Origin of the sequence: Mucilaginibacter sp. 5C4 (assembly GCF_034345625.1) — a bacterium.
GTDB classification, from domain to species: Bacteria; Bacteroidota; Bacteroidia; order Sphingobacteriales; family Sphingobacteriaceae; genus Mucilaginibacter; species Mucilaginibacter aurantiaciroseus.
Map to the genome: position 1 here is coordinate 1,537,766 of NZ_CP133775.1, position 21,665 is coordinate 1,559,430.

A 21,665-nucleotide genomic window follows, 5' to 3' on the forward strand; every position below is an offset into this window, starting at 1 on the left:
ATAAAAAATTCAACGTCGTCCTAATTCCTGACTCTTGATACCCAGGCTCTCTCCTAAGACGCTTTCTCTATCACCGAATCAAATCTATTCACGGATGTGATGCCTTTTACCTGGTTCAGTTTCCTGATCAGGTTATCCAGGTGCTCGGTATCGTTCACATAAACCATAATCGCGCCTTCAAAAATACCATTATCGCTATCAACCGTAATAGAACGGATGTTCACTTTAAAATCATTTGAGATCACAGTAGTAAGCTTGTTTATCAAACCAACATCATCAATACCCCTTATGCGCAAGCCAGTTAAAAAGGCAAGTTCCAGCTGTTTGGTCCACTTGGCTTTTACAATACGGTAGCCATAGTTGGCCATCAATTTGGCCGCGTTAGGGCAATTGGTACGGTGAATTTTGATGCCATCGCTTACGGTTACAAAGCCGAAAACATCGTCGCCCGGGATAGGGTTACAGCAGTTAGCCAGTTTATAGTCTATCTTTTGCAGGTCCTCGCCAAATAGCAATACGTCGCTATCCTTGGTTTTTATATTACGGACGATGCTCTGCAGCTGCTCGCTCTCAATTTTATCCTGCGGTTTATTCTCGATAACTTTTTCAGATGCCTGGTACTCCTTCAGGTCCTTCATATCAATAAGGCCTTTGGCCACATTGTAAAAAAGGTCCTGGGTGGATGGCAGCTTAAAGTAGTAGCTCAGTTTATGGATATTTTCGGAGTTGTAAGTGATCTTGATCGATTTCATCTTACGCTCCAATATCTCTTTGCCATCGTCGGCAACCTTGCGTTTCTCTTCCTTAAGGGCCGATTTGATCTTGGCTTTGGCCTTGGCCGTTACCACAAAGTTTAACCAGTCCTCTTTTGGCACTTGCTTGCCTGAGGTAATGATCTCTACCTGATCGCCGTTTTGCAGTTTATAGCTAAGCGGCACTAACTTATGGTTCACTTTGGCGCCAATACAGCTTGCACCCACATCGGTGTGGATCTCGAAGGCGAAATCCAGCGCGGTAGCGTTTAGCGGTAGCTGGATCAACGCACCTTTTGGGGTAAAGATGAATATCTCGTCGCTAAACAAGTTCATCTTAAAATCATCCAAAAAGTCGAGCGCGTTAGAATCAGGATTCTTTAGCATATCCCTAACTTTTTGCACCCACTGGTCCAAACCACTATCGGTAGATGATTCCTTGTATTTCCAATGCGCCGCGAAACCTTTCTCGGCAATTTCGTTCATGCGTTTGGTACGGATCTGTACCTCCACCCATTGCCCGCGCGGGCCCATTACGGTAGTGTGTAGTGATTCGTAACCGTTGGCCTTTGGTGACGAGATCCAGTCGCGCAACCTGTCGGGGTTTGGCCTGTACAAGTCGGTAACTATCGAGTAGGCCTTCCAGCAATCGGCTTTCTCGTTCTCAGGTATACTGTCTAATACGATCCTGATGGCGAAAAGATCGTACACCTCTTCAAACGGAATGGCCTTTTTCTTCATCTTATTCCAGATGGAGTGGATGGATTTTGGGCGACCAAATAGCTCGCCATGCACATCCTGGCTTTCCAACACCTTATTTACCGGCTCAATAAAATTACAGATGAATTTCTCGCGCTCGGTCTTTTTCTCGTTAAGTTTATTTTTGATGAATTGGTAAGTTTCGCGCTCCATGTATTTCATGGACAGATCTTCCAGTTCGGATTTTATGGCGTACAAACCCAAACGGTGGGCAAGCGGCGCGTACAGGTATACTGTTTCTGATGATAGTTTAAGCTGCTTATCGCGCGGCATAAACTCCATGGTACGCATGTTGTGCAGCCTGTCGGCCAGTTTTATCAGTATCACCCTCACATCATCGGCAAGGGTAAGCAGCATCTTACGAAAGTTTTCGGCCTGTAACGAGCTATTGGTATCAAACACGCCCGATATTTTGGTAAGCCCGTCAATGATTTTGGCAACCTTTTTACCAAACTCCAGTTCAATATCTTCCAGCGTAACATCGGTATCTTCCACCACATCGTGCAGCAGGGCACAAACGATGGATGTTGTACCTAAACCTATTTCTTCGGCAGCAATTTGCGCTACCGCAATAGGGTGGTATATATAAGGCTCGCCGCTTTTACGGCGCATATCTTTGTGGCTCTCCAAAGCCATTTCAAAGGCCTTGCGTATCATGCGTTTATCGCCCTTTTGCAGGGTAGATTTACTGGCGCGCAGCAATGCCCGGTACCTTTTCAGGATCTCTTTTTTCTCGGCTTCCAGGTCAATCACTAAATCTTTCATGTATGGGATGGGGTATTACTATAATTAAACCCGAAAACATTAAATTTTATTGCAGGTTTGTATAAAATAACAAAATAAAATGCGTTAATTTTGTATCAAGTAAAAATATGAAATTTATTGTTTCTCTTTTGATGTTTTGTTGCGCGCTTGGGAGCTTAAAAGCCCAGGACGAGAAACCCGCGCCTCCAGTTACTCTTGGCAAAAATGATACCGTAAAGGTATACATGACCAAGCTTGACGGCGAGTTAGTGCCGTGGATAGTTGCGCGCGAAGTACGCATTGTTGATACACGTATTTTTGCCAGCGAGCAGGACAGGCTTGATTACATGCGTTTACGGTATAATGTGAACAAAGTGTTGCCTTACGCACGCTTCGCAGGCCAGCGCTACCGCCAGCTACAGCGCGACCTTGCCCTTACCGGCGATAAAAAGAAACAAAAAGAGTTGATGAAAGCCTGTGAAACAGAGATAAAAACTTTGTTTAACCACGATATTAAAAATCTGACAATTAGTCAGGGTGAGGTATTGATAAAGTTGGTTAGCCGTGAAACGGGTAACACCAGCTTTGCATTAGCCAAAGAACTTAAGGGCGGTTTCAACGCCTTCCTCTTCCAATCGGTAGCCCGTATATTTGGGCATAACTTAAAAGAAACGTATGACCCTATAGAACAACGCGATATTGAACAGATCTTGCGCGACGCCGGTTACGTTTCCAGCTACAACTAAATGGATAACGACAGCATCTACCAATTCACAGTTGAGAAACTGAATGGCGAGCATATAGGCCTTGCCGACTACCGCGAAAAAGTTTTACTGATAGTAAACACAGCATCGCAATGCGGTTTTACCCCGCAACTGCAAGACCTTGCCGACCTGAAAAAAGAATTTGCCGATAAAGATTTTGAGATCCTGGCTTTTCCATCTGATGATTTTGGGGGGCAGGAGCCTTTAGCCGGCGATGAAATTGCAAGTTTTTGTCATAATTATGGCGATAACTTCACCTTGTTTGAGAAATCCCGGGTACGTGGTGAGTTTGCGATACCGCTGTATAAGTATTTAGCAGGAACATCAAAACCGCGCTGGAATTTCCACAAGTATCTAATTAATAAAAACGGCAAGGTTGTTGATTTCTTTTACCCTTTCACCAAACCTACATCATCTAAAATAAAGAAAAAGATACAGCGGCTATTGGCTGCTATGCCTAAATAGCGTTCTGTTTATGAAATTAGATATTTTAGTTTTACCCGTACACCCCGACGATGCCGAACTGGGCTGTGCAGGCACCATATTAAAACATATAAAACTTGGCCACAAAGTAGGCATTGTAGACCTTACCCGCGGTGAGCTGGGTACCCGTGGCTCTGCTGAGATCCGCGATGAAGAGGCCGCGAAGGCTGCCGAAATATTAGGTTTAGCCGTGAGGGAAAACCTGGCTATTCCAGACGGCTTTTTTACCAATACGCAAGAGTGCCAACTGAAAGTGATAGCAGCTATCCGTAAGTTTCAGCCCGAAATAGTGATCACCAATGCCTATCACGACCGCCACCCCGATCATGGCCGCGCGAATGAACTGGTAGAAGCATCCGCATTTTTATCGGGCTTGCGACGGATAGAAACTTTTGATGCAGATGGTAAAGCGCAAGAGCCATGGCGCCCAACACAGGTACTCCATTTTATACAGGACAGGTACATTAAGCCTGATATTATTGTAGATGTAACCGAGTTTTGGGGTAAAAAGATAGAAAGCGTTTACGCCTACAGATCCCAGTTCCACAGCCCAGATTATAATGAGGACGAGCCACAAACCTACATCTCATCTCCCGATTTCATCGAGCAGATAAATGGTCGCGGCCGCGAGTTTGGCAAAAGCATCAACACCAAATACGGCGAAGGCTTTACATCAAGAAAGATCTTAGGGGTAGATAATTTGTTTGAGTTGAGATAAGGATTAGATTTCGTTGTCGTAGGGTCTCACATCGTGGACTCTGCGATACCTTGCATGCGTGCGCAGGGTCTCTTTCAGAAGACCCTGCGAGGACTTGAAGAGGCCGCTCAATTTCCTGCCTTTGTTGGTGTTGTCACCAAAAATATCCGATAACGAAAGAAGGCCACTCAAATTGTATGGCCTTCTTTCGTTAAATTCATTAAGATTTAAACGCCTACGTATTCAAAACGGTTGTTCTCGTTGCTGCGTTCGCGTTTAAGCCTGTTCTCTTTGGCAAGCTTTAGCAGTATGCCCGATAACTCGGATGTTTTGAATTCCGAATCGAATTTTTCTTTGCAGTACTCCGCAATGGATGATATAGAATGCGGTGTTTTAAAATAATCGCTGTTTAGCAAATGGTTCAACACCTTGGTAGCACCCGGTTTTTTACGGCCATGCTCCTCGTTCACTTCATTCTCTCTTGATGGCCTGCGTCCTTTTTTATTGAAAATTTCAGATCCTTCCGTATCACCCCGCTCTGTTTCCATAATCTCGTCTAAAAGCCTGTCAACCACTCTCACTTGTACAGCTTCAGACTGGAAAGAATTAACAACTTCAGCAATCTCAGTAAGTTGTTTTTTTAATTTTTCAATTTGTCTGTTCATTCTATTTTTCTGGTCCTATATGTATTTCAATAATGCGTTTTATATGTTACGTATCTGTGCCTCAATTAATAACAATTAAGGCACAATTATTAATTAATATTATAATAACGCTAATTCGCAATTATAGTATTTGATAAATAAAAAAAGCGCCTGTTTGTTTAAAAACAGGCGCTTGTAGCAATATTATTACAGTTGTATTATAGTTTCGGCAATATCTTTTCCAGCATGTGCATACCCTCGTCAATATGGCCGTTACCCATAATAAGGGCCGGCCTAAAGCGAATGCTTCTGTCACCACAGCCCAGGTACATAATATTATTCTCTAAACCAATATTAATAAAGGTGTTACGGGTGTTAGCATCCGGGAAATCAAAGGCAGTTAGCAAACCTTTACCACGCACGTTAGTTACGATATTATTTTTAGCGGCGATATTTTTTAAGCTGGTTTGCAGGTATTCGCCAGTTGCGGCGGCTTGCGCGCAAAGGCCATCTTCTTCAATAATTTCCAGGATTTTGGATGAGCGCACCATATCAACCAAATTACCGCCCCAGGTAGAGTTGATGCGCGATGATACGTTGAAAGCATTGTTCTCCACCTCGTCAACCTTTTTGCCTGCCAGTATACCGCATACCTGCATTTTTTTACCAAAGGCCAAAATATCAGGGCGGGCATTTTCGCCAAAATGCTGGTGCAGCCAAAACTTACCGCTAAGGCCAACGCCGGTTTGTACTTCATCATAAACCAGCATCACTTCGTTCTCATCGGCAATGGCTCGCAATTGCTCTAAAAACTCCTGGCGAACGTGTTTGTCGCCACCCTCGGATAATACAGGCTCGATGATAATGGCGCAAATGTCATCCGGGTTATCGGCAAAGGCTTGTTTTATTTGGGCGATGGATTTTGCTTCGCGATCTTTCAGGTCTTCAATATTGGCATCCGTAAGCGGAAAGTGAACCTCAGGTAATGACACCCTCGGCCAGTCGAACTTGGCGAACCATTTGGTTTTAACGGGCTGGGTATTGGTTAAGCTTAGGGTATAGCCCGAGCGGCCGTGGAATGCGTTTTCAAAGTGGATCACCTTAAAACCTTTTTCGGATTTGTGGCCCTTGGCGAAGTTCTTTTGAACTTTCCAATCCATAGCAACCTTAAGCGCATTTTCAATAGCGAGCGACCCTCCTGCAATAAAGAAGGCGTGGGGCAAGTAATCGGGTATGCCAACGCGACTAAACGTATCTACAAATTGGGCGTATTGCTCGGTGTAAATATCGGAGTTGGATGGATTGGTTAATGCGGCCAGCATCAGGCTTTTTTTAAAGCCCTCGTCGTTTAGCATTTTTGGGTGATTATAACCCAGGGGTACCGATGCAAAGCAGGTGAAAAAGTCTAATAGGGTGCGGTTGTTTTTGGAGTCATAAATATGAACGCCCTGGCTTTTTTCCATATCAAAGATAAGGTCGAAACCATCGGCCAAAATATGCTTGCTAAGGGTAGCCTGAACGTTCTGCGGAGTTACTTGCAATTGGTACATAAAGTAGAATTATTGATTATACAAATCTAACAAAAAGGCCTAAATAACAATATTTTAAAGGTTTTTATACCAATTGACAAAAAAGTAACTTTAAATGAACTAAACCTATTTTTTGAACTAAAGCAATTATTGGTATACCAATAATTGATGTGCAGATGTGCAAATTTTAGATGTGCAGATGAAGGGAACAGATCAATTTAATATTCAAATCTGCATATTACAAGAATTTATCCTTCATCCCTAATAACCCCCAGATACCGCCACTATGTATGGCGAGGATCTTGCTGCCGGGGGCAAAGTGGTCTTTGGCTGCCAAGTCGTAAATAGCGTAGAGCATTTTGCCGGTGTAGATGGGTTCGATAAGGATGCCGGTTTGGGTTACAAACTGCTTGATGAACCCGATAAGCTCGGGCGTGGTTTTGCCATAGCCGCCAAAGTGGTAATCCGTATGCAACGCATATTGTGTAGGGAAGGTTAAAAAACGGTTAATTTCATCGCGCATGAAATCGCCATTTTTAAGCACAGTCACAGCATTGAACTGGGTGGGTAAGCCTTTAGCGGTGACGCCATTGATGATGCCTGCTGCGGTGGTTCCGGTTCCACAGGCGCAAAAGATATTGTCGTAGGTTTGGGGGAGTTCGTTAACTAATTCGCTTACGCCTTTGGCACCTTCGGCAGATGCACCACCTTCGTCGATAAAGAAGGCTTGCCTGTCATTAGCAAAAAACTTTTTGAATAGAGCTTGTTTATCGCGGTAGCCCTCCCGATCTGTAAAGATCAGTTGCATGCCGTGCAGTTTGCAAAGGAAGAGAGTGTCATTCTCCACCTCTTCGCCGCGTACAACGCCCGTTGCTTTAAAACCGAATTTTGCCGCAGCAGCCGCTGTTGCCAGTAAATGGTTGGAGTACGCCCCGCCGAATGTTACCAAATGCGTTTTGTTTTGTGCCTGTGCTTGTTGCAGCACATATTTAAGTTTTCGCCATTTATTACCCGAGATGATGGGGTGGATGAGATCGTCGCGCTTGATGGACACCTGTAAGCCTTTTGCTGTAAATAGTTCGTTTTCTATTGGCTGTACGGGGCTATATATTTCAAGGTTAAGATCCATGGGGTAAATTTAGGGAAATTAAAAGAGCCTCACCTAGTCCTCCCCAGAGGAGAGGACTTTAAAAAGCATTTGCACCCTCTCTTATGGCGAGGGTGGGGTGAGGCTTTTTTCTTACTTTTGCCACATGATTGATGAAACCGCCATAATTGATAGCGACGAGCAGGATTTGTTTGAACACCTGCGCGTGGTTGTTGATAAGGGGCAGTCGCTGTTGCGGATTGATAAATTTTTGATGCACCGGGTAGAGAATGCATCGCGTAACCGCATCCAGAATGCTATCGATGCCGGCAACGTATTGGTGAATGATAAGATTATTAAAGCCAGCTATCGGGTTAAACCGCAGGATGTGATCTCGGTAGTGTTACCGCACCCGCCGCGCGATACAGAGGTTTATCCGGAAGACCTGCCCATCGAAATTATTTATGAAGATAACGATGTACTCATCGTGAATAAAGCCGCAGGTATGGTGGTGCATCCGGGTTTTAATAACTATGAGGGCACGCTGGTGAACGCACTGGTTTATCACTTTAACCAATTGCCAACCCTGCCGGGGAACGATGGCCGCCCCGGATTGGTGCACCGTATTGATAAGGATACGTCCGGCCTGCTGCTCATCAGCAAGAATGAGCGCAGCATGAGCTACCTGGCCAAGCAGTTTTACGACCACACCATCAACCGGAAATACTTAGCGCTTGCCTGGGGCGATATTGAGCATGACGGCACCGTTACCGGCTACATAGGCCGCAGTGTGAACGACCGCAGGGTGATGTCGATATACGACGATGCGGAGAAAGGAAAATGGTCGGTAACGCATTATAAGGTGTTAGAGCGGATGGGTTATGTTACCCTGATAGAGTGTAAACTGGAAACGGGCAAAACCCACCAGATCCGCGCGCATATGAAACATATTGGTCACCCTTTGTTTAGCGATGCCATGTATGGCGGCGATAAAATTTTAAAGGGAACAGTGTTTAGCAAGTACCGCCAGTTTGTAGAGAATTGCTTTGAGATAATGCCAAGGCAGGCACTGCATGCGCAATCGCTTGGTTTTGTGCACCCTTCGCTTAAAAAGGATATTTACTTTGAAGCCCCGCTACCTGCTGATTTTGAAGGTGTTTTAGATAAATGGCGAAAGTATATCAAAACAGAAGTGGGAAAAGAGATATGAGATTTGAGACAGAAGAACAAAATGCCATTAGCGGGGTTTCCTCAAAAAATAAATTATACTTAAGTATTTTTTTTTAAGTTATTAAATGTTGTTAGGTAGGGATTAGGGATTTTATCTACGTTTGTAAAAACGTTATTTCTTGAATCTAACATCTCAAATCTCATATCTACAAATGCCTGTTTATATCAACTTTAACGGAGAGATAATACCTGCAGATAGCCAGTTGCTTACTATTGCCAACAGGGCATTCAGGTATGGCGACGGCTTGTTTGAGAGTATGCGTGTGATGAAAGGCAAACTTAAATTCCCCGAGCTGCATGCCGAGCGCCTGCAAAAGGGAATGAAGGCGCTTAAGATTGATGGCTATTCGCAGGCCGATAGCTGGTTTTTAAAAGAAAAGGTAGAGGAGCTTGCCCGTCGTAACAAGATAAAACATGGTCGTTTGCGCTTAACCGTTTTTCGCGATGCGGAGGGCTTGTATGCGCCTACCCAAAATAAAATGGCCTACTGCCTGGAGATCCAGCCGATTGAAGAACCCCGCTATTTCCTGAACGAGCGCGGCCTGATCATGGATGTTTATACCGAACTACCAAAGCCGCTTAACTGGTTATCGAATATTAAAACCTGTAACTCGCTTATATACGTAATGGCGGGCATTTACAAACAGCAAAACAAGCTGGATGATGTGTTCCTGATCAATCAAAACAGGTACCTATGCGAGGCCAACAGTTCTAACATATTTGTTTGGTATCAAAACCATTTATACACCCCTGCCCTAAGCGAAGGTTGTGTAGAAGGTGTTATGCGCAAGGTAGTGATACAACTCGCACTTGATAACAACATCCCTGTTACCGAGGCGCAGATAAACCCCGAAATATTAAACGAAGCCGACGAGGTGTTTTTAACCAATGCCACCAAAGGCATCCAATGGGTGATGGGCTACGGCGTAAAACGCTACTTTAACCGCATCAGCAAAACGCTGATGGATGAGTTGAATAAGTTGTAGGAAAAGCGCCTCGTAACAATTTTTATAGTTTGTTATCAAATGGTAAATTAGCACTATGAGAGCAACCTCCTTATTATCAGCCTTAATACTTATTATTTCGATTTCTGCCTGCCATCAAACAGAAAAAGCTAAACCCGTTGATGAAAAGGCAGAGCTTCCCGAAGCTTTGGATGATTCTAAGAAAGATGTTGTAAGTTTTAAGCGGTATCCATCAGGGAATTTAATTGATGCTATTTACATTGACCTTGTAAAAAAAACACCCGATCTTCAAAATTTGGAAGATCAGCTTCAAAAATTCAATGAAGGCAACGCCGATAGTTTACAAGCATTTAACAATTACGTAAGTAAAATTGAAAGCTATTATGGTTCGGCAAACCAAGATATAGAGAACATTGGCGATAGCGTATTAAAAGCCAGGCTAAAAGTGCTTTTCGCTGCCGAAAAAGGTAGATACAAATTAATAGCCAATAAATTTAAAATCCTGATCAATGATACGGATAACGAAAACATGGTAATGAAGGACTACTACGAAACGTTAAAGCTCGTATCTACCTTACCTGTAATAGTGAAGTATCAAAACAATAACACCCCCGATATTAAAAGTGTAAAGGCCATTAATAACGAAGCAAAATTGTTAAAAGCTAAAACTGTTAAGCTGGTTAAGAAATATGGCGGTGCGAGTGTGGTTGAGAATTAGGCGGGTGTTTGGTATTGTGTTAACGGTATTACCAAGGCGTTGATGGATGAGTTGAATAATTTGTAAATTCTCCAAGCGTATTGCGAGTTATGAAGGAATCTCTTTGCTATACAGAGCTGTTGATTAGTTCTTCGTTAGGTGCGGGAGTGAGCGATATTAATCGTCAGTGGATATTACTTTCTTTTCTCTCAAAAGAAAGTAACCAAAGAAAAGTCGCGACTTGGTAACAACCTGTGTAAGTTAGTGCTTTTATAAGTTTCTGTGCCACCCATGTGTTACACTATGTCGCAGTTTTAGGTTATCGTTCCGTTCGTCGGGTTCTAAAATATTGTTATCATGCTGATCCGTTAGCCAACGGGGTGCATCTAATCGCCGACATGCACCTTCAGTTGCAAAGTTCGATAATAGATCCTTCGCTATCGCTCAGGATGACAAAGGGAGAACTGCTGTTTTTTAAAAGCGTGGGCCCAAAACGTCAAAGCGGGCGGGCCGGGTGTATAGCGGGAATGTCGGTTTAGCTTTGAAGTCCGCGCAAGCGGCGAGAAAGCGTTAAGAACCGGCAGGGTGGGTGGAAGCTTCGCTTTGATTTGGCCTTTTCTTTTGGTTCGTTTTCTTTGCGGCTAAGGCAAAGAAAATGAACTTCCACAAGCTAGTCAATAACCGCTGCCGCACCTAACGAAGAACTAACTAAATTACCTCTCTAATACTTCCGCTTTTATCTCCGCCAAAATCCCATCCCACAATGCAATACGTGCTTCCAGCGCTTGCTTAACAGCGGTGCTTGCTTGCGCCCATTTGCTATCATCATCGCCGCAAAGTTCGGCGGTCATCTGGTAGGCTAACTGGGAGTGGTGGTCGCCGTCCACTTCTATATGGCGCTCCAGGTAGTAAAGCAATATCTCAACTTTGCCGGGCAGCTGCCCATTCAGCCTCGTCACCATTTCTATAAACATACCGGGGATCAGATCCTCTCGCCCGAACGTAAATACGGCTGCCTGCAAAAAGCTTTGGTTGGTGGCTATCACCTCAAAAGTATGCTTCACAAACTCGCGTGCGGCGGCAGGTATTTCTGCTTTTGCTAACGCGATGTTTACATCTTTTTGCGTGCTTAATTGTTGGAATAGAGAAACTATTGCTGATGTATCAGCACCTGCCTGCTCCATGGCTTTCAGGTATAGTTCGAAATGGCTGGTGCGTGTAGCGGTATGGTCCACGTCGCTTTCTTCGCCGGTTACAATCTCATTAATAAGGTAACGGGTATTGGCACTGCCAACCGGCATCCACGGCAGGGTGGTGCAGGTAAGGTTTTGTTGCAGGGCTTTCAGTAGCGACATAAAATCCCAAACGGCAAATATGTGATGCTGCATAAAGGTATGCAGGCTATCAATGGTGTTAATGTTGCGGTATAGCTCGTGGCTAATCAGTTGCTCGCGTAGCGGCTCAATCTCTTGTTTTAGCTGAGCAATTCTTTCAGTACTATTCATCAAATTATAATTTATTCCCCCTCAAAAATTCTTCTATTCCCATGCGTTTTTTGCCTTCCATCTGTACGTCCGTTACGCTGATGAAACCATCTGTGGTGGCAAATTTCAGCCCTGTTTTATTATCGGTTACAAAACCACTCGCGGCAATCTCCGGTTCGCCAGACTCAAAATTTGCGCCGTATATCTTCAATACCTTATCGTTCAATACGGTATATGCCGTTGGCGACGGGCTTAACCCTCTTATCAAATTATACACCTGCTCTGCCGGGTTATTGAAATCTACGAGACAATCGGTTTTAAAGATCTTGGGGGCGTGTTTTAATTCCATGCCTTCTGCCAATTCTTCCTGCGGGTGTTCGTGGTAGCGGCCGCTTTCTATCCCTTTTACGGTTTTCACCAATAGGCCCGCGCCCTTGTTCATGAGGCGGTCGTGCAGGTCGCCGGCCGTTTCAGTGCCGTTTAGGGTCACTTTTTCGGTGAAAAGGACGTCGCCGGTATCAATATCGTGCTTTAAAAAGAAGGTGGTAACACCGCTTTCCTTTTCGCCGTTAATGATGGCCCAGTTGATAGGGGCGGCTCCGCGGTATTGCGGCAGCAAAGAGGCATGTAGGTTAATAGTGCCTTTTGGCGGCATATTCCAAACAACTTCGGGTAACATCCTAAAGGCTACAACCACCTGCAGATCGGCTTTTAACGCCTCCAGTTCGGCCAAAAATTCCGGGTTCTTCAGTTTTTCGGGCTGCAGCACTTTTATGCAGTTCGCATCAGCATACTGCTTCACTGCCGATTGATTTACCTTTTGACCACGACCTGCAGGTTTATCGGGCGCGGTTATCACAGCAACAATATCGCTGCCGGCCTTTATCAAAGCATCAAGCGATGCAACAGCAAATTGGGGGGTACCCATAAATATAATTCTCATTTGCGCGCTCCTGGTTTTATGTTTTTGTAGATAGATAGTATTAGTTATACAGTAGGTATTTAACCCTCATGGCCTTAAACTTAGTTAAGCCCGGCTCCCAGCTCTGGCGTATCTCCGCCTCGGTTTTACCTGCTACAATTTGTTTCCTCAACTCATCGGTACCGGCAAGCCTTTTAAAATAGGGTATAAAAAAATGTGCCTTATCCGGGTATATTTTATACATATCAATTAACCACGCTAAATTAAGTTTTCCGCTGTTGCGAATGGTTTGCATATTGTAATTTTTAAGGTCGAGGCCATAGCAAACGGTATCTTGCAGGGGCGGCTTATCGCTCATGCCCGGGATGCTCACCGGTTTAAAGTTAAAGTCGTACTTATCTTTCAGGTATGGGCTACCCACCACCTGGAAAGGGAATAGTGTACCGCGGCCAAGGCTTAGCTTTGTCCCTTCAAAAAAGCAGATATGCGGGTATAACAGGATGGATTGCGCGGTGTTCAAATTTGGCGACGGGTTAACCGGCAGCACATAATCCATAGTACGGGCGTAGTTGCCCACTTTTACAATTTTAAGCTTACACCTTACTTTGTTTTTTAACCAGCCCTGGCCGTTTATCATCTGGGCATATTCGGCAATGGTCATCCCGTGCAGTACCGGGATAGGGTGCATCCCCACGAACGAGCGGAACCCGGCAGTATCCAATATCGGGCCATCCACATAAACGCCGTTAGGGTTTGGTCTATCCAATACCATCAGCTCGATATTGTTTTCGGCGCAGGCCTCCATTACATAATGCAGGGTAGATATATAGGTGTAAAACCTGGTGCCCACATCCTGGACGTCAAATATCATCAGGTCGATGCCTTTCAGGTCTTCGGGCGTTGGTTTAAAATGTTTGCCATAAAGGGATATGGCGGGCAGGCCGGTAACAGCATCTACGGTATTACCAATCGTAGCACCATCGCTGGCATTGCCCCTAAAACCATGCTCGGGGCCGTAGATCTTTTTAACGCCCACGCCAAGTTTCAGCAAGCTATCTACCAATGGTTTTTTATTTGTACCGATGATGGATGTTTGGTTGATGAGCATCCCTATTTTGCGCCCCTTAAGATAAGGCAGGTACAGGTCCAGCCTGTCGGCAGCGGGTAGTATGGGTGCTGTTATCTTTTTTACCACCACCGTTTTAATGTTTTTGGTTGATGCTTTTGGCGCTTGCGCAAAGTCGTCGCATTTTAAAAATAGCAGGCTTAATGCAATTATGGGTGTGTACAGTTTAATACCGGTCATAAGTTTTTGGTGTTAAAGCAAATTTAAAAGCAGTATGTTTAAGTGTAAAAACGCATCTTTGCGAAGGTACAAAAAATCATTTCAGCATTGAATTTCGCCGGGTTTATATCAAGTCGTATTACGTTTAAGAGTAAGCGTACTTTCTCTAAATTAATTGTCCGCATAGCCATTATTGGCATTATGCTGGGCCTTGGCGTAATGATACTTTCGCTGGCCGTTATCCGCGGGTTTAAACAAGAGATCCGCGAAAAGGTTAGGGGCTTTGCCGGGGATATCCAAATTGTACGGACAGACAATAACACCTCGTTCGACCGTGCTTCGTTTACCGATAGTGCCGCTGTGGTTAAAAATATAAAGTCGGTTATCCAGGTAGATGCCGTATATCCATACGCTACCAAACCCGGCATTATCAAAGCAAATAACGAAATTGAGGGCGTTGTGCTAAAAGGAGTAGACAAAACCTACAACTGGGATTACGTTAAAAAAATGCTGGTTGCCGGCACGGTTATCCAGTATTCGGATACTGCCGCGGTGCAAACCCAGATCATGATATCGCAGCTTACCGCTAATCGCTTACGGTTAAAAACAGGGGATGATGTGATGATGTATTTTGTGCAGGAACCTCTGCGTAAACGCAAGCTTAAAATTGTAGGCATATTTAGTATTGGTGTGGATGAAGTGGACAAAACCTTTGTAATTGGCGACCTTGCCCTCATTAAGCGCCTTAACGACTGGAGCCACGGTGAGATAGGTGGCTATGAGGTACGTACAGCAGATTTTAACAAGATCATCTCTACCGCAAATAATATTGATGATAAGCTGCCTATCAAGCTAAAATCATACACCGTTTTAGAGAACTACCCCACCATTTTTGGCTGGCTGGATATGCTGGATGTAAATATTATAGTGATGCTGGTGCTGATGATAGCTGTCGCGGTCATCAATATGATCTCGGCCCTGCTCATAATGATACTGGAGCGCACCTCCATGATAGGTATTTTTAAAGCCATGGGGGCCGGTAACTGGATGATCCAAAAGATATTTTTGTACAATGCCACCTATTTGATAGGGGTAGGCCTGGTATTGGGTAATGCTTTGGGTTTGGGTGTAGGATACTTTCAGCAGCAAACAAATTTCTTCAAACTTGACCAAGCATCATATTACATGGCTTTTGTGCCCATAAGATTTATATGGGCAGATGTTTTATGGGTAAATGCAGGTACGTTAATAGTATGCCTGTTGGTGCTCATCGTGCCATCTATGCTGGTTACGCGGATACAACCTGTAAAGGCCATTAGGTTTAAATAGGATCATAGCCAGGCTACTTTTTGTTCGGCCTGATGATCTGCACCAATAATATCTTTGTAAAGAGCAGGCCTGCGGGCTTTGATGTATCTATGGCCGCCGGCTTTGATTAACTTATCGGGCGATATTTCTGCAATAACAACTTCATTTCCTAATGATCGGCATTCGGCCATAACTTCGCCGTAAGGGTCTAAGATCATCGAACATCCGTTTTTTAGCTGGTCGTCATCCATGCCTATAGGGTTAGAAAACACAGCATAAATGGCATTGTCGTAAGCGCGTGCGGGCAGCCATTTCATTAACCATTGCCTGCCCTTTGGCCCGTCAAATTCATTTCTTAGCATTTCCTTGTTCGTTTCTTTATCCAACCAAAGCGAAGCATCAACAAAGCCCGCGCCCGGCCTTGGCGATGGCGTACACATGGTTACATGCGGCATAAAAATCACCTCGGCACCCAGCAGGGTGGTGGCTCTAACATTTTCTATTACATTGTTATCATAACAGATCAGGATGCCAAATGTCCAACCATACAGATCAAATACGGTATACGAATTGCCAGGCGAAATATTGGGGTTAATAAACGGATGTAGTTTCCTATGTTTAGCTATCATCCCGGTTTTATCTACAAAAACCTGGGCCTTATATATATTGTTGTTCTCATCTTTTTCAAATAACCCGGCCAGTATGGCAATATCATATTCATTTGCGATGGCTTTTAGTGCATTAATGCTTGGCCCCTGCGGTAAAACCTCTGCCAAAGCAAGCATCTGTTCTTTAGATAGCCCCCTTGCAAAACTATATCCGGTTACAGAACATTCGTGAAAAGCGATAACGTGCGCCCCTTGCCGGGCAGCATCGGCAGCCAATCGCCTTATGATACTTAAATTATAAGTTTTATCGCCGTTTTTATTTTCAAACTGGGCCGTCGCTATTTTTAGGTTCTGTTTCATGTTGTTTGTTTTCAACAAAAGTATCCTGCCCAATAACTTATGCATTGTAAATAACCGACAATCTTTTTTACTAAACCTGCATAAAATTGATCACCGACGGATTGAATTTTGCCTTGTATTGCATAGGTGTTAAACCGGTATTTATTTTAAAACACTTGTTTAAATGTGCCTGGTCGTAAAAGCCATAGCTGTAAATAATATCGTTAATAGCTTTATCTGAGGGGCTATTTTGAAGGGATTTTAAAAAGAACTGGAATCGGATAATATCCACAAACTTTTTGGGCGATGTACCGATGTCGTGTTTAAATTTACGTTCCAGCTGCCGCTCGGTAATGGGTAACGCTTTCGTAAGGTACTGTATTGGTACAATACCACGTTTTTGGTAAATTATATCTACAGCTTGTTTAACATAGCTATCAACCTGGCTAACTGCGGTTAGCTGTTTTAACAGAAAACTTTCTATCAGTGAAATTAATTTTGGCAAAACGGACGAGCTTAAAAGTTGATCTTCGAGATCCGCGGCATCTTGTTTAAAAACATCAGTAAGTTTTACAACAGTGTTATTCAGCTCGGATGCAGCCAGCCCCAATAGTGAGTTAATACCATATGGCTGAAGTACCACAATCAGCATAGATAGATCGCCGTTAAGTATGATGTTATTGTAATGGGTGATCTGTCCGTAAATAAAACTTTGTGGCTGTAATTGTGTAGCTATATTTAAATTGTTTACCTGGCTCAAAGGTGTATTAAGGTGGAAAACAATGCCGGGGTTGCCGTCAGAGAAAAACCGGTAAAAAGATTGATCGCTATAAGCTGTATTAACAAACAAATAATGCTTAACTACAGATTGTAACTCGTATGATGCTGGTAGTTGCATTTAGCCGGGCTTGTTTTACAAACATAAGCGTGATTGTCTGATTTTAAAACGTTTAAGATATGATTTTTATTTCTTCTGCGTTTTAAAGCTAAACTTTAGGTTTACGCCACCCGCGCCAAAGCGTATATCCTGCGCACCCAAACCACTAAGCGGGTATTTAACAAATGGCTCTATTACCAGCCTGTTGCCGCCTACGGGATAACCTACACCAAATGAAAAGTTCAACGTTTTAGCGAAGTAAAAGCTGTTGAAACTGTTATGTGAGGTTTGCTCTTCGGGCGCGGCGTTTGCTGCAAAACCTGCGCCGCCACTGTAGCTGTAGCGGTAAGTATAAGTTTCGTTAATGAACGTGCCCGAACTTAAACCAGCCGATATATAAGCATCCGTTTTTTGAGGATTAAACTCGTATTTGATGTTAATAGGGATATCTAACCCTACCAGGCTGGCATTATAATTTTTAAATACAGGTAAAACGGCCGTGGCACTAAAAAGGCTTTCGGACCTTAACGCAGGGGCGGCATCGGCCAGCGCGCTTGCCGCTTGCGGGGCCTGCGTATTATAACTTAATGAATTTTGCGCAATGGATACGCCGGTAGATAGTTTAAGGTTTTTACTCAGCCTAAAATCCGACGTAACACCCGCGCCGGCGTTAACTTGGTTGGTGCTGCCCTCGGCATAGTTAAAATAGGTGGCAGCGTAAATGCTAAAGTTTATCTTTTTCGCATTTTGCTTATCGGCCTGTTTGTTGGTTTTAGTGGTTTGGTTAAGCCTGTCGTTTTCAAACATAGCAGCCATTGATATTTCAGGCGCTTGTTGTTTAGCTAAACTATTTGTTGAATTATTCGCAGCGTTTTTTACAACCGTATTATCGGCAGGGGGTATATTGCTTGCCAATTGCGGCTGGTTAGTTATATCATTGATAACCTTTTGGCTATCAATCAAAGTACGCGGGGTGGTATTATTAACAGGGCTATTTTGAATGATATTATTCGGCTGGATCGCATTTAGTGCAGCCAGTTGCTGCGCTAAAGTTTTTGAATTTTGATTCCCAAGAGCATCTGCACTCGCTGTATTTGTATTTTGGCCGGGTTGAGCGTTTTCAATAAGTTGTTTACCAACCGTACGGTCTACATACATAGGAATAACAAGCGTGTTATTAAACGCCGGGGCCGGGTTATTAGCAATAGCAGACTCAGTTTTATTTGAAGCAGTGGTATTGTTGATGACCGCCGTATCTTTTATAACCGGTTGGTGCTGTTGTTTTACATGCTTAACCGCTATATTGTTTACAGTAGTGCCCTGGTTATTGTACCATGCTAAAACACTTACAAAAACCAAAACGACGGCCGCAGCACTACTCCACCAAAGCCAGGCAACTTTGTTGCTCTTCGCTTCGGCAGGGAATTTTTTTCTCAACTGCTCCCAACCATGCTCAGCGCCGGGGTGTTCGTAGTTATCAAACACCTCCCTAATGTGGTTGCTTAGTTTTTTATCAAACTGCTCATCCATGGTTTTGTGTTTCGGTTGTTAACAGCTGCCTTAATTTATCTTTAGCCCTGCTTAAATAAACCCTTGACGAGCTTGCCGGCAAATTCAATATTTTGCCTATCTCATCGTGGTTATAGCCATCTATTTCGTACATGTTAAAAATGGTAAGCTGTATCTGCGGTAATTGCTTCATCAGCTTTAAAATATCTTGTGCGTTTAAAGTATCTATAGCTGTAGCGTTGCTGCCAACGTTATAGGCGTCTTCAATATCTAAGTTAGCCTGGTGTTTAATCTCTTTTCGGCGCCTGTCAATAGCGGTATTTACTACAATTGTACGCAGCCATGCCCTAAAAGGTTTATTGGCATTATAGGTGCCGATATTATTAAAAACCTTTATAAACGCGTCATTCGCAACTTCTAAAGCATCATCCTGGTTAAGGCTGTACCGCATACTTACACCCATAGCATAGCCATAAAACTGTTTATACAGTAACTCCTGATGTTTTATGCTTCCTGATTTACATTTACTGACTATTTCATCTTCAGTAATGCCGTGAAGTACATGCATTAATTGTAATACTGCTTAGTTGAATATTTACAATACGCCCCAAAACCGAAACGCTACATTAATAGCCAATTGTAAAAAATCAATGCCTTAATTGGTCTTTTTCAGATCGTATTGTAAGCTTAAGCTATCGCCGCTGTTAAATACCATTTGCAAATTTGTACCGTTGTATACAAAAACATAGTCGCCTTGCAGGTGTCTTTTATTGTATTTACCCACTACAAAGGTACTATCCACAAACCTGATGCCGTTGCCTGCAATGCCATAACGGCCTTTGCTGCCTGCATGTACTTTAGTGGTATCGCCTAAAACTTTAAAGCCTACGCCGGGTGTTAAAATCAGTTGAATAATGGCTTTGGCGGTATCAATTTTTGTAACGTTGGGTAATTTTCTTAAAAGCCTGAATTCGCCGGAGAAGGTGCCTTCCGGATTAGGAATAGGCACCGAATTATCGTTGTTAAAACAACCTGCAGCAAGTATCAGTAGCGTTGGTAAAAAATAAATTAATTTTCTCATCTTATTCGGGATTACACCTATCAATACGTACTAAATTCTGAAACGCTACAGGCAGGCAATAATTATTAAACTTTTTTGGCCTCGTTCCAAAATACATCCATTTCGGCAAGGTTCATGTCTTTCAGTTGTTTGCCATGTTCTTCGGCTTTACTTTCCAGGTACTGGAAACGTTTAATAAACTTCCGGTTTGTTTTCTCCAAAGCATCCTCGGGGTTTATACCTATAAAGCGCGCGTAATTGATCAGCGAAAACAGCAGGTCGCCAAATTCGCCTTCGGCTTTATCATGGTCTATGTCCTTTTCTTCGGCCACATTATACTCATCTTTAAACTCCTGTAGTTCTTCTTCTACCTTGGCCCAAACCTGGTCCTTGCTATCCCAGTCGAACCCAACACCGCGGGCTTTCTCCTGTATGCGCGATGCTTTTACCAATGCCGGTAATGATGCAGGCACACCACCCAAAACAGATTTGTTACCTTCTTTCAGCTTTATCTGTTCCCAGTTGCGTTTTACATCTTCCTCGCTGCATACAACGGTATCGCTGTAGATATGCGGATGGCGGTTTATCAGTTTATCGCAAATGCCGTTTAGTACGCCGGTGATGTTAAAACTTTCGGTTTCTGATGCGATGCGCGCGTAAAAAACCAGGTGCAGCATAATATCGCCAAGTTCTTTTTTGATCTCGTCGGTATCGCCGCTCAGGATGGCGTCAGATAGTTCGTAAGTTTCTTCGATGGTTAAATGGCGAAGGCTTTCCAGCGTTTGCTTTTTATCCCAGGGGCAGTTGATCCGCAGGTCGTCCATAATGGTAAGCAAGCGGTCGAACGCCGCAGATGGGGTATATGCGGTAATAGGAGCAGTAATTGGCATTTTGTTAAATTAGATGATCAAAGATAAGGTATTCGGTTTTAGTAGCAGTGGCCGTTGCGGGAGCAGTTTAATATTTGAAGTAGTAACGGCAGCATTTATTACTGCTACATCTACTGCACTATAAACTTTTAACAGCGCGCAGCATCTCCCGCTTACCCGGTGCGCCGGGGGCTTTCTGCACTTTTAAACCCAGGGCTTTTACAGCGCGTTTTAGGTTGCCGGTGATAGCATAGGTTACAAACACACCGCCGGGTTTTAAAAACTGCAGGGTATGGGTAATGGCCTCGTCGCTCCACATTTCGGGTTGGTAGGTGGCCGCAAAAGCATCAAAGTAAATAACGTCAAATTTTTGTGCCGATGTAAAATCTTGAAGCGTAGATGCCGCTACATGAAGATCGACATAACCATTCATTTTAACAGATGCGGATAATGAGTCCGTATATCGCTCTAAAAAACTTTCCCAAATAGAAGAGGCTACATATTGATCATAGCCGGTCTGGCTGATCATTTCGTTGGTGAGCGGGTAGGCCTCAATGCCGGTGTATTGCAATTTTATTTGCTGCTGTGTGCAAAAAACGGCAGTAAGCAAAAAGTTTAGCCCGGTACCAAAACCTACTTCCAGTACAGAAACTTCGGTTTTGCCGGTTCCGCTGTTCGCCAAAAAATATTCCAACCCCGAATGTAAAAACACATGCCTGCTCTCCTGCAAGGCCCCGTGGTGCGAATGGTAATTTTCGCCAACCCGCGCGTTGTAAATGGTATTTGAACCATCGGCAGTAGGTACTATTTGCAGGTGGGAGGGATTGGTGTTTTCTTCGTTCATGGTGGAGGGGCAAATTTAGGGAAAATTTAACCTCTCCCCAGCCCTCTCCGAAAGAGAGGGGTTTATTTTTCTTTCTGCTTTCGAAAGGAGGTAGTAAAGCGAAGCAATGTCCCGATAGATATTGGGAAGGTGAGAAGAGTACGAAACTTAAAAGCCCCTCGGTAAAAAGGGGCTTCAATCACAAATTATTCTATTATCCTATAAACATT

General features: G+C 43.7%; 21 protein-coding genes. 7 read left to right on the forward strand and 14 right to left on the reverse strand.

Annotated features, from left to right (window positions below):
• Positions 1–53: 53 nt before the first annotated feature.
• Positions 54–2,276, reverse strand: a complete 2,223-nt coding sequence (locus RHM67_RS07185) for a bifunctional (p)ppGpp synthetase/guanosine-3',5'-bis(diphosphate) 3'-pyrophosphohydrolase (protein ID WP_322231426.1) — start codon at positions 2,274–2,276, stop codon at positions 54–56.
• A 107-nt stretch (positions 2,277–2,383) separates the two neighbouring features.
• On the opposite strand from RHM67_RS07185, the gene RHM67_RS07190 reads away from it, so the two are divergent.
• Genes RHM67_RS07190 through bshB1 form a run of 3 tightly spaced genes read left to right on the forward strand, consistent with a single transcriptional unit; the run spans position 2,384 to position 4,220 of the window.
• Positions 2,384–3,001: a DUF4294 domain-containing protein gene (locus tag RHM67_RS07190; protein WP_322231427.1), complete on the forward strand. Its 618-nt coding sequence runs from the start codon at positions 2,384–2,386 to the stop codon at positions 2,999–3,001.
• Positions 3,002–3,484 carry a glutathione peroxidase gene (locus RHM67_RS07195; RefSeq protein ID WP_322231428.1) on the forward strand — a complete coding sequence of 161 codons (483 nt, stop codon included), beginning with the start codon at positions 3,002–3,004 and terminating at the stop codon, positions 3,482–3,484.
• 10 nt (positions 3,485–3,494) lie between these two features.
• Positions 3,495–4,220 (forward strand): bacillithiol biosynthesis deacetylase BshB1, encoded by a 726-nt coding sequence (gene bshB1, locus RHM67_RS07200; RefSeq protein ID WP_322231429.1) that lies wholly within the window; start codon positions 3,495–3,497, stop codon positions 4,218–4,220.
• A gap of 206 nt (positions 4,221–4,426) precedes the next feature.
• Here the strand turns inward: bshB1 and RHM67_RS07205 are convergent, their stop codons facing one another.
• The 3 genes from RHM67_RS07205 to RHM67_RS07215 form a co-directional block, all read right to left on the reverse strand.
• Positions 4,427–4,864: a hypothetical protein gene (locus RHM67_RS07205; RefSeq protein ID WP_322231430.1), complete on the reverse strand. Its 438-nt coding sequence runs from the start codon at positions 4,862–4,864 to the stop codon at positions 4,427–4,429.
• A gap of 197 nt (positions 4,865–5,061) precedes the next feature.
• Positions 5,062–6,393, reverse strand: a complete 1,332-nt coding sequence (gene lat / locus RHM67_RS07210; protein WP_322231431.1) for an L-lysine 6-transaminase — start codon at positions 6,391–6,393, stop codon at positions 5,062–5,064.
• Between the two features lie 217 nt (positions 6,394–6,610).
• Positions 6,611–7,501: a 1-aminocyclopropane-1-carboxylate deaminase/D-cysteine desulfhydrase gene (locus RHM67_RS07215; RefSeq protein ID WP_322231432.1), complete on the reverse strand. Its 891-nt coding sequence runs from the start codon at positions 7,499–7,501 to the stop codon at positions 6,611–6,613.
• A gap of 124 nt (positions 7,502–7,625) precedes the next feature.
• On the opposite strand from RHM67_RS07215, the gene RHM67_RS07220 reads away from it, so the two are divergent.
• The 3 genes from RHM67_RS07220 to RHM67_RS07230 all read left to right on the forward strand — a co-directional run bounded on the left by RHM67_RS07220 (position 7,626) and on the right by RHM67_RS07230 (position 10,372).
• Entirely contained in the window at positions 7,626–8,669 is a 1,044-nt protein-coding gene (locus RHM67_RS07220) for an RluA family pseudouridine synthase (protein WP_322231434.1), read from the forward strand.
• A gap of 172 nt (positions 8,670–8,841) precedes the next feature.
• Positions 8,842–9,675: an aminotransferase class IV gene (locus RHM67_RS07225; RefSeq protein ID WP_322231435.1), complete on the forward strand. Its 834-nt coding sequence runs from the start codon at positions 8,842–8,844 to the stop codon at positions 9,673–9,675.
• 55 nt (positions 9,676–9,730) lie between these two features.
• Positions 9,731–10,372 (forward strand): hypothetical protein, encoded by a 642-nt coding sequence (locus RHM67_RS07230; protein WP_322231436.1) that lies wholly within the window; start codon positions 9,731–9,733, stop codon positions 10,370–10,372.
• A gap of 692 nt (positions 10,373–11,064) precedes the next feature.
• Here the strand turns inward: RHM67_RS07230 and RHM67_RS07235 are convergent.
• Genes RHM67_RS07235 through RHM67_RS07245 form a run of 3 tightly spaced genes read right to left on the reverse strand, consistent with a single transcriptional unit; the run spans position 11,065 to position 14,063 of the window.
• On the reverse strand, positions 11,065–11,856 hold the full coding sequence (locus RHM67_RS07235) for a DUF3050 domain-containing protein (RefSeq protein WP_322231437.1): 792 nt from the start codon (positions 11,854–11,856) through the stop codon (positions 11,065–11,067).
• 4 nt (positions 11,857–11,860) lie between these two features.
• Positions 11,861–12,778 carry a methionyl-tRNA formyltransferase gene (gene fmt, locus RHM67_RS07240; protein WP_322231438.1) on the reverse strand — a complete coding sequence of 306 codons (918 nt, stop codon included), beginning with the start codon at positions 12,776–12,778 and terminating at the stop codon, positions 11,861–11,863.
• A 40-nt stretch (positions 12,779–12,818) separates the two neighbouring features.
• Positions 12,819–14,063 (reverse strand): DUF1343 domain-containing protein, encoded by a 1,245-nt coding sequence (locus RHM67_RS07245; RefSeq protein ID WP_322231439.1) that lies wholly within the window; start codon positions 14,061–14,063, stop codon positions 12,819–12,821.
• Positions 14,064–14,150: 87 nt separating this feature from the next.
• Between RHM67_RS07245 and RHM67_RS07250 the strand changes: the two genes are divergently transcribed.
• On the forward strand, positions 14,151–15,371 hold the full coding sequence (locus RHM67_RS07250; RefSeq protein WP_322231441.1) for an ABC transporter permease: 1,221 nt from the start codon (positions 14,151–14,153) through the stop codon (positions 15,369–15,371).
• Positions 15,372–15,373: 2 nt separating this feature from the next.
• Here RHM67_RS07250 and RHM67_RS07255 read toward each other — a convergent pair whose 3' ends face one another.
• The 7 genes from RHM67_RS07255 to mnmD all read right to left on the reverse strand — a co-directional run bounded on the left by RHM67_RS07255 (position 15,374) and on the right by mnmD (position 21,456).
• A complete protein-coding gene (locus RHM67_RS07255) occupies positions 15,374–16,318 on the reverse strand; it encodes a nitrilase family protein (RefSeq protein WP_322231442.1) in 945 nt (314 codons plus the stop codon).
• Between the two features lie 70 nt (positions 16,319–16,388).
• Positions 16,389–17,195, reverse strand: a complete 807-nt coding sequence (locus RHM67_RS07260; protein WP_322231443.1) for a helix-turn-helix domain-containing protein — start codon at positions 17,193–17,195, stop codon at positions 16,389–16,391.
• Between the two features lie 66 nt (positions 17,196–17,261).
• On the reverse strand, positions 17,262–18,704 hold the full coding sequence (locus RHM67_RS07265) for a hypothetical protein (RefSeq protein WP_322231445.1): 1,443 nt from the start codon (positions 18,702–18,704) through the stop codon (positions 17,262–17,264).
• Positions 18,697–19,251, reverse strand: coding sequence for an RNA polymerase sigma factor (locus RHM67_RS07270; RefSeq protein WP_322231446.1), 555 nt, complete (start codon positions 19,249–19,251; stop codon positions 18,697–18,699). Before RHM67_RS07270 ends, RHM67_RS07265 begins: the two co-directional genes overlap by 8 nt.
• Positions 19,252–19,338: 87 nt before the next feature.
• Positions 19,339–19,764, reverse strand: coding sequence for a hypothetical protein (locus RHM67_RS07275; protein WP_322231447.1), 426 nt, complete (start codon positions 19,762–19,764; stop codon positions 19,339–19,341).
• A 65-nt stretch (positions 19,765–19,829) separates the two neighbouring features.
• The gene (gene mazG, locus RHM67_RS07280) at positions 19,830–20,633 is read right to left on the reverse strand and encodes a nucleoside triphosphate pyrophosphohydrolase (protein ID WP_322231448.1); all 804 of its coding nucleotides are present in this window, start codon (positions 20,631–20,633) and stop codon (positions 19,830–19,832) included.
• A 118-nt stretch (positions 20,634–20,751) separates the two neighbouring features.
• On the reverse strand, positions 20,752–21,456 hold the full coding sequence (gene mnmD / locus RHM67_RS07285) for a tRNA (5-methylaminomethyl-2-thiouridine)(34)-methyltransferase MnmD (protein ID WP_322231449.1): 705 nt from the start codon (positions 21,454–21,456) through the stop codon (positions 20,752–20,754).
• Positions 21,457–21,665: the final 209 nt, after the last annotated feature.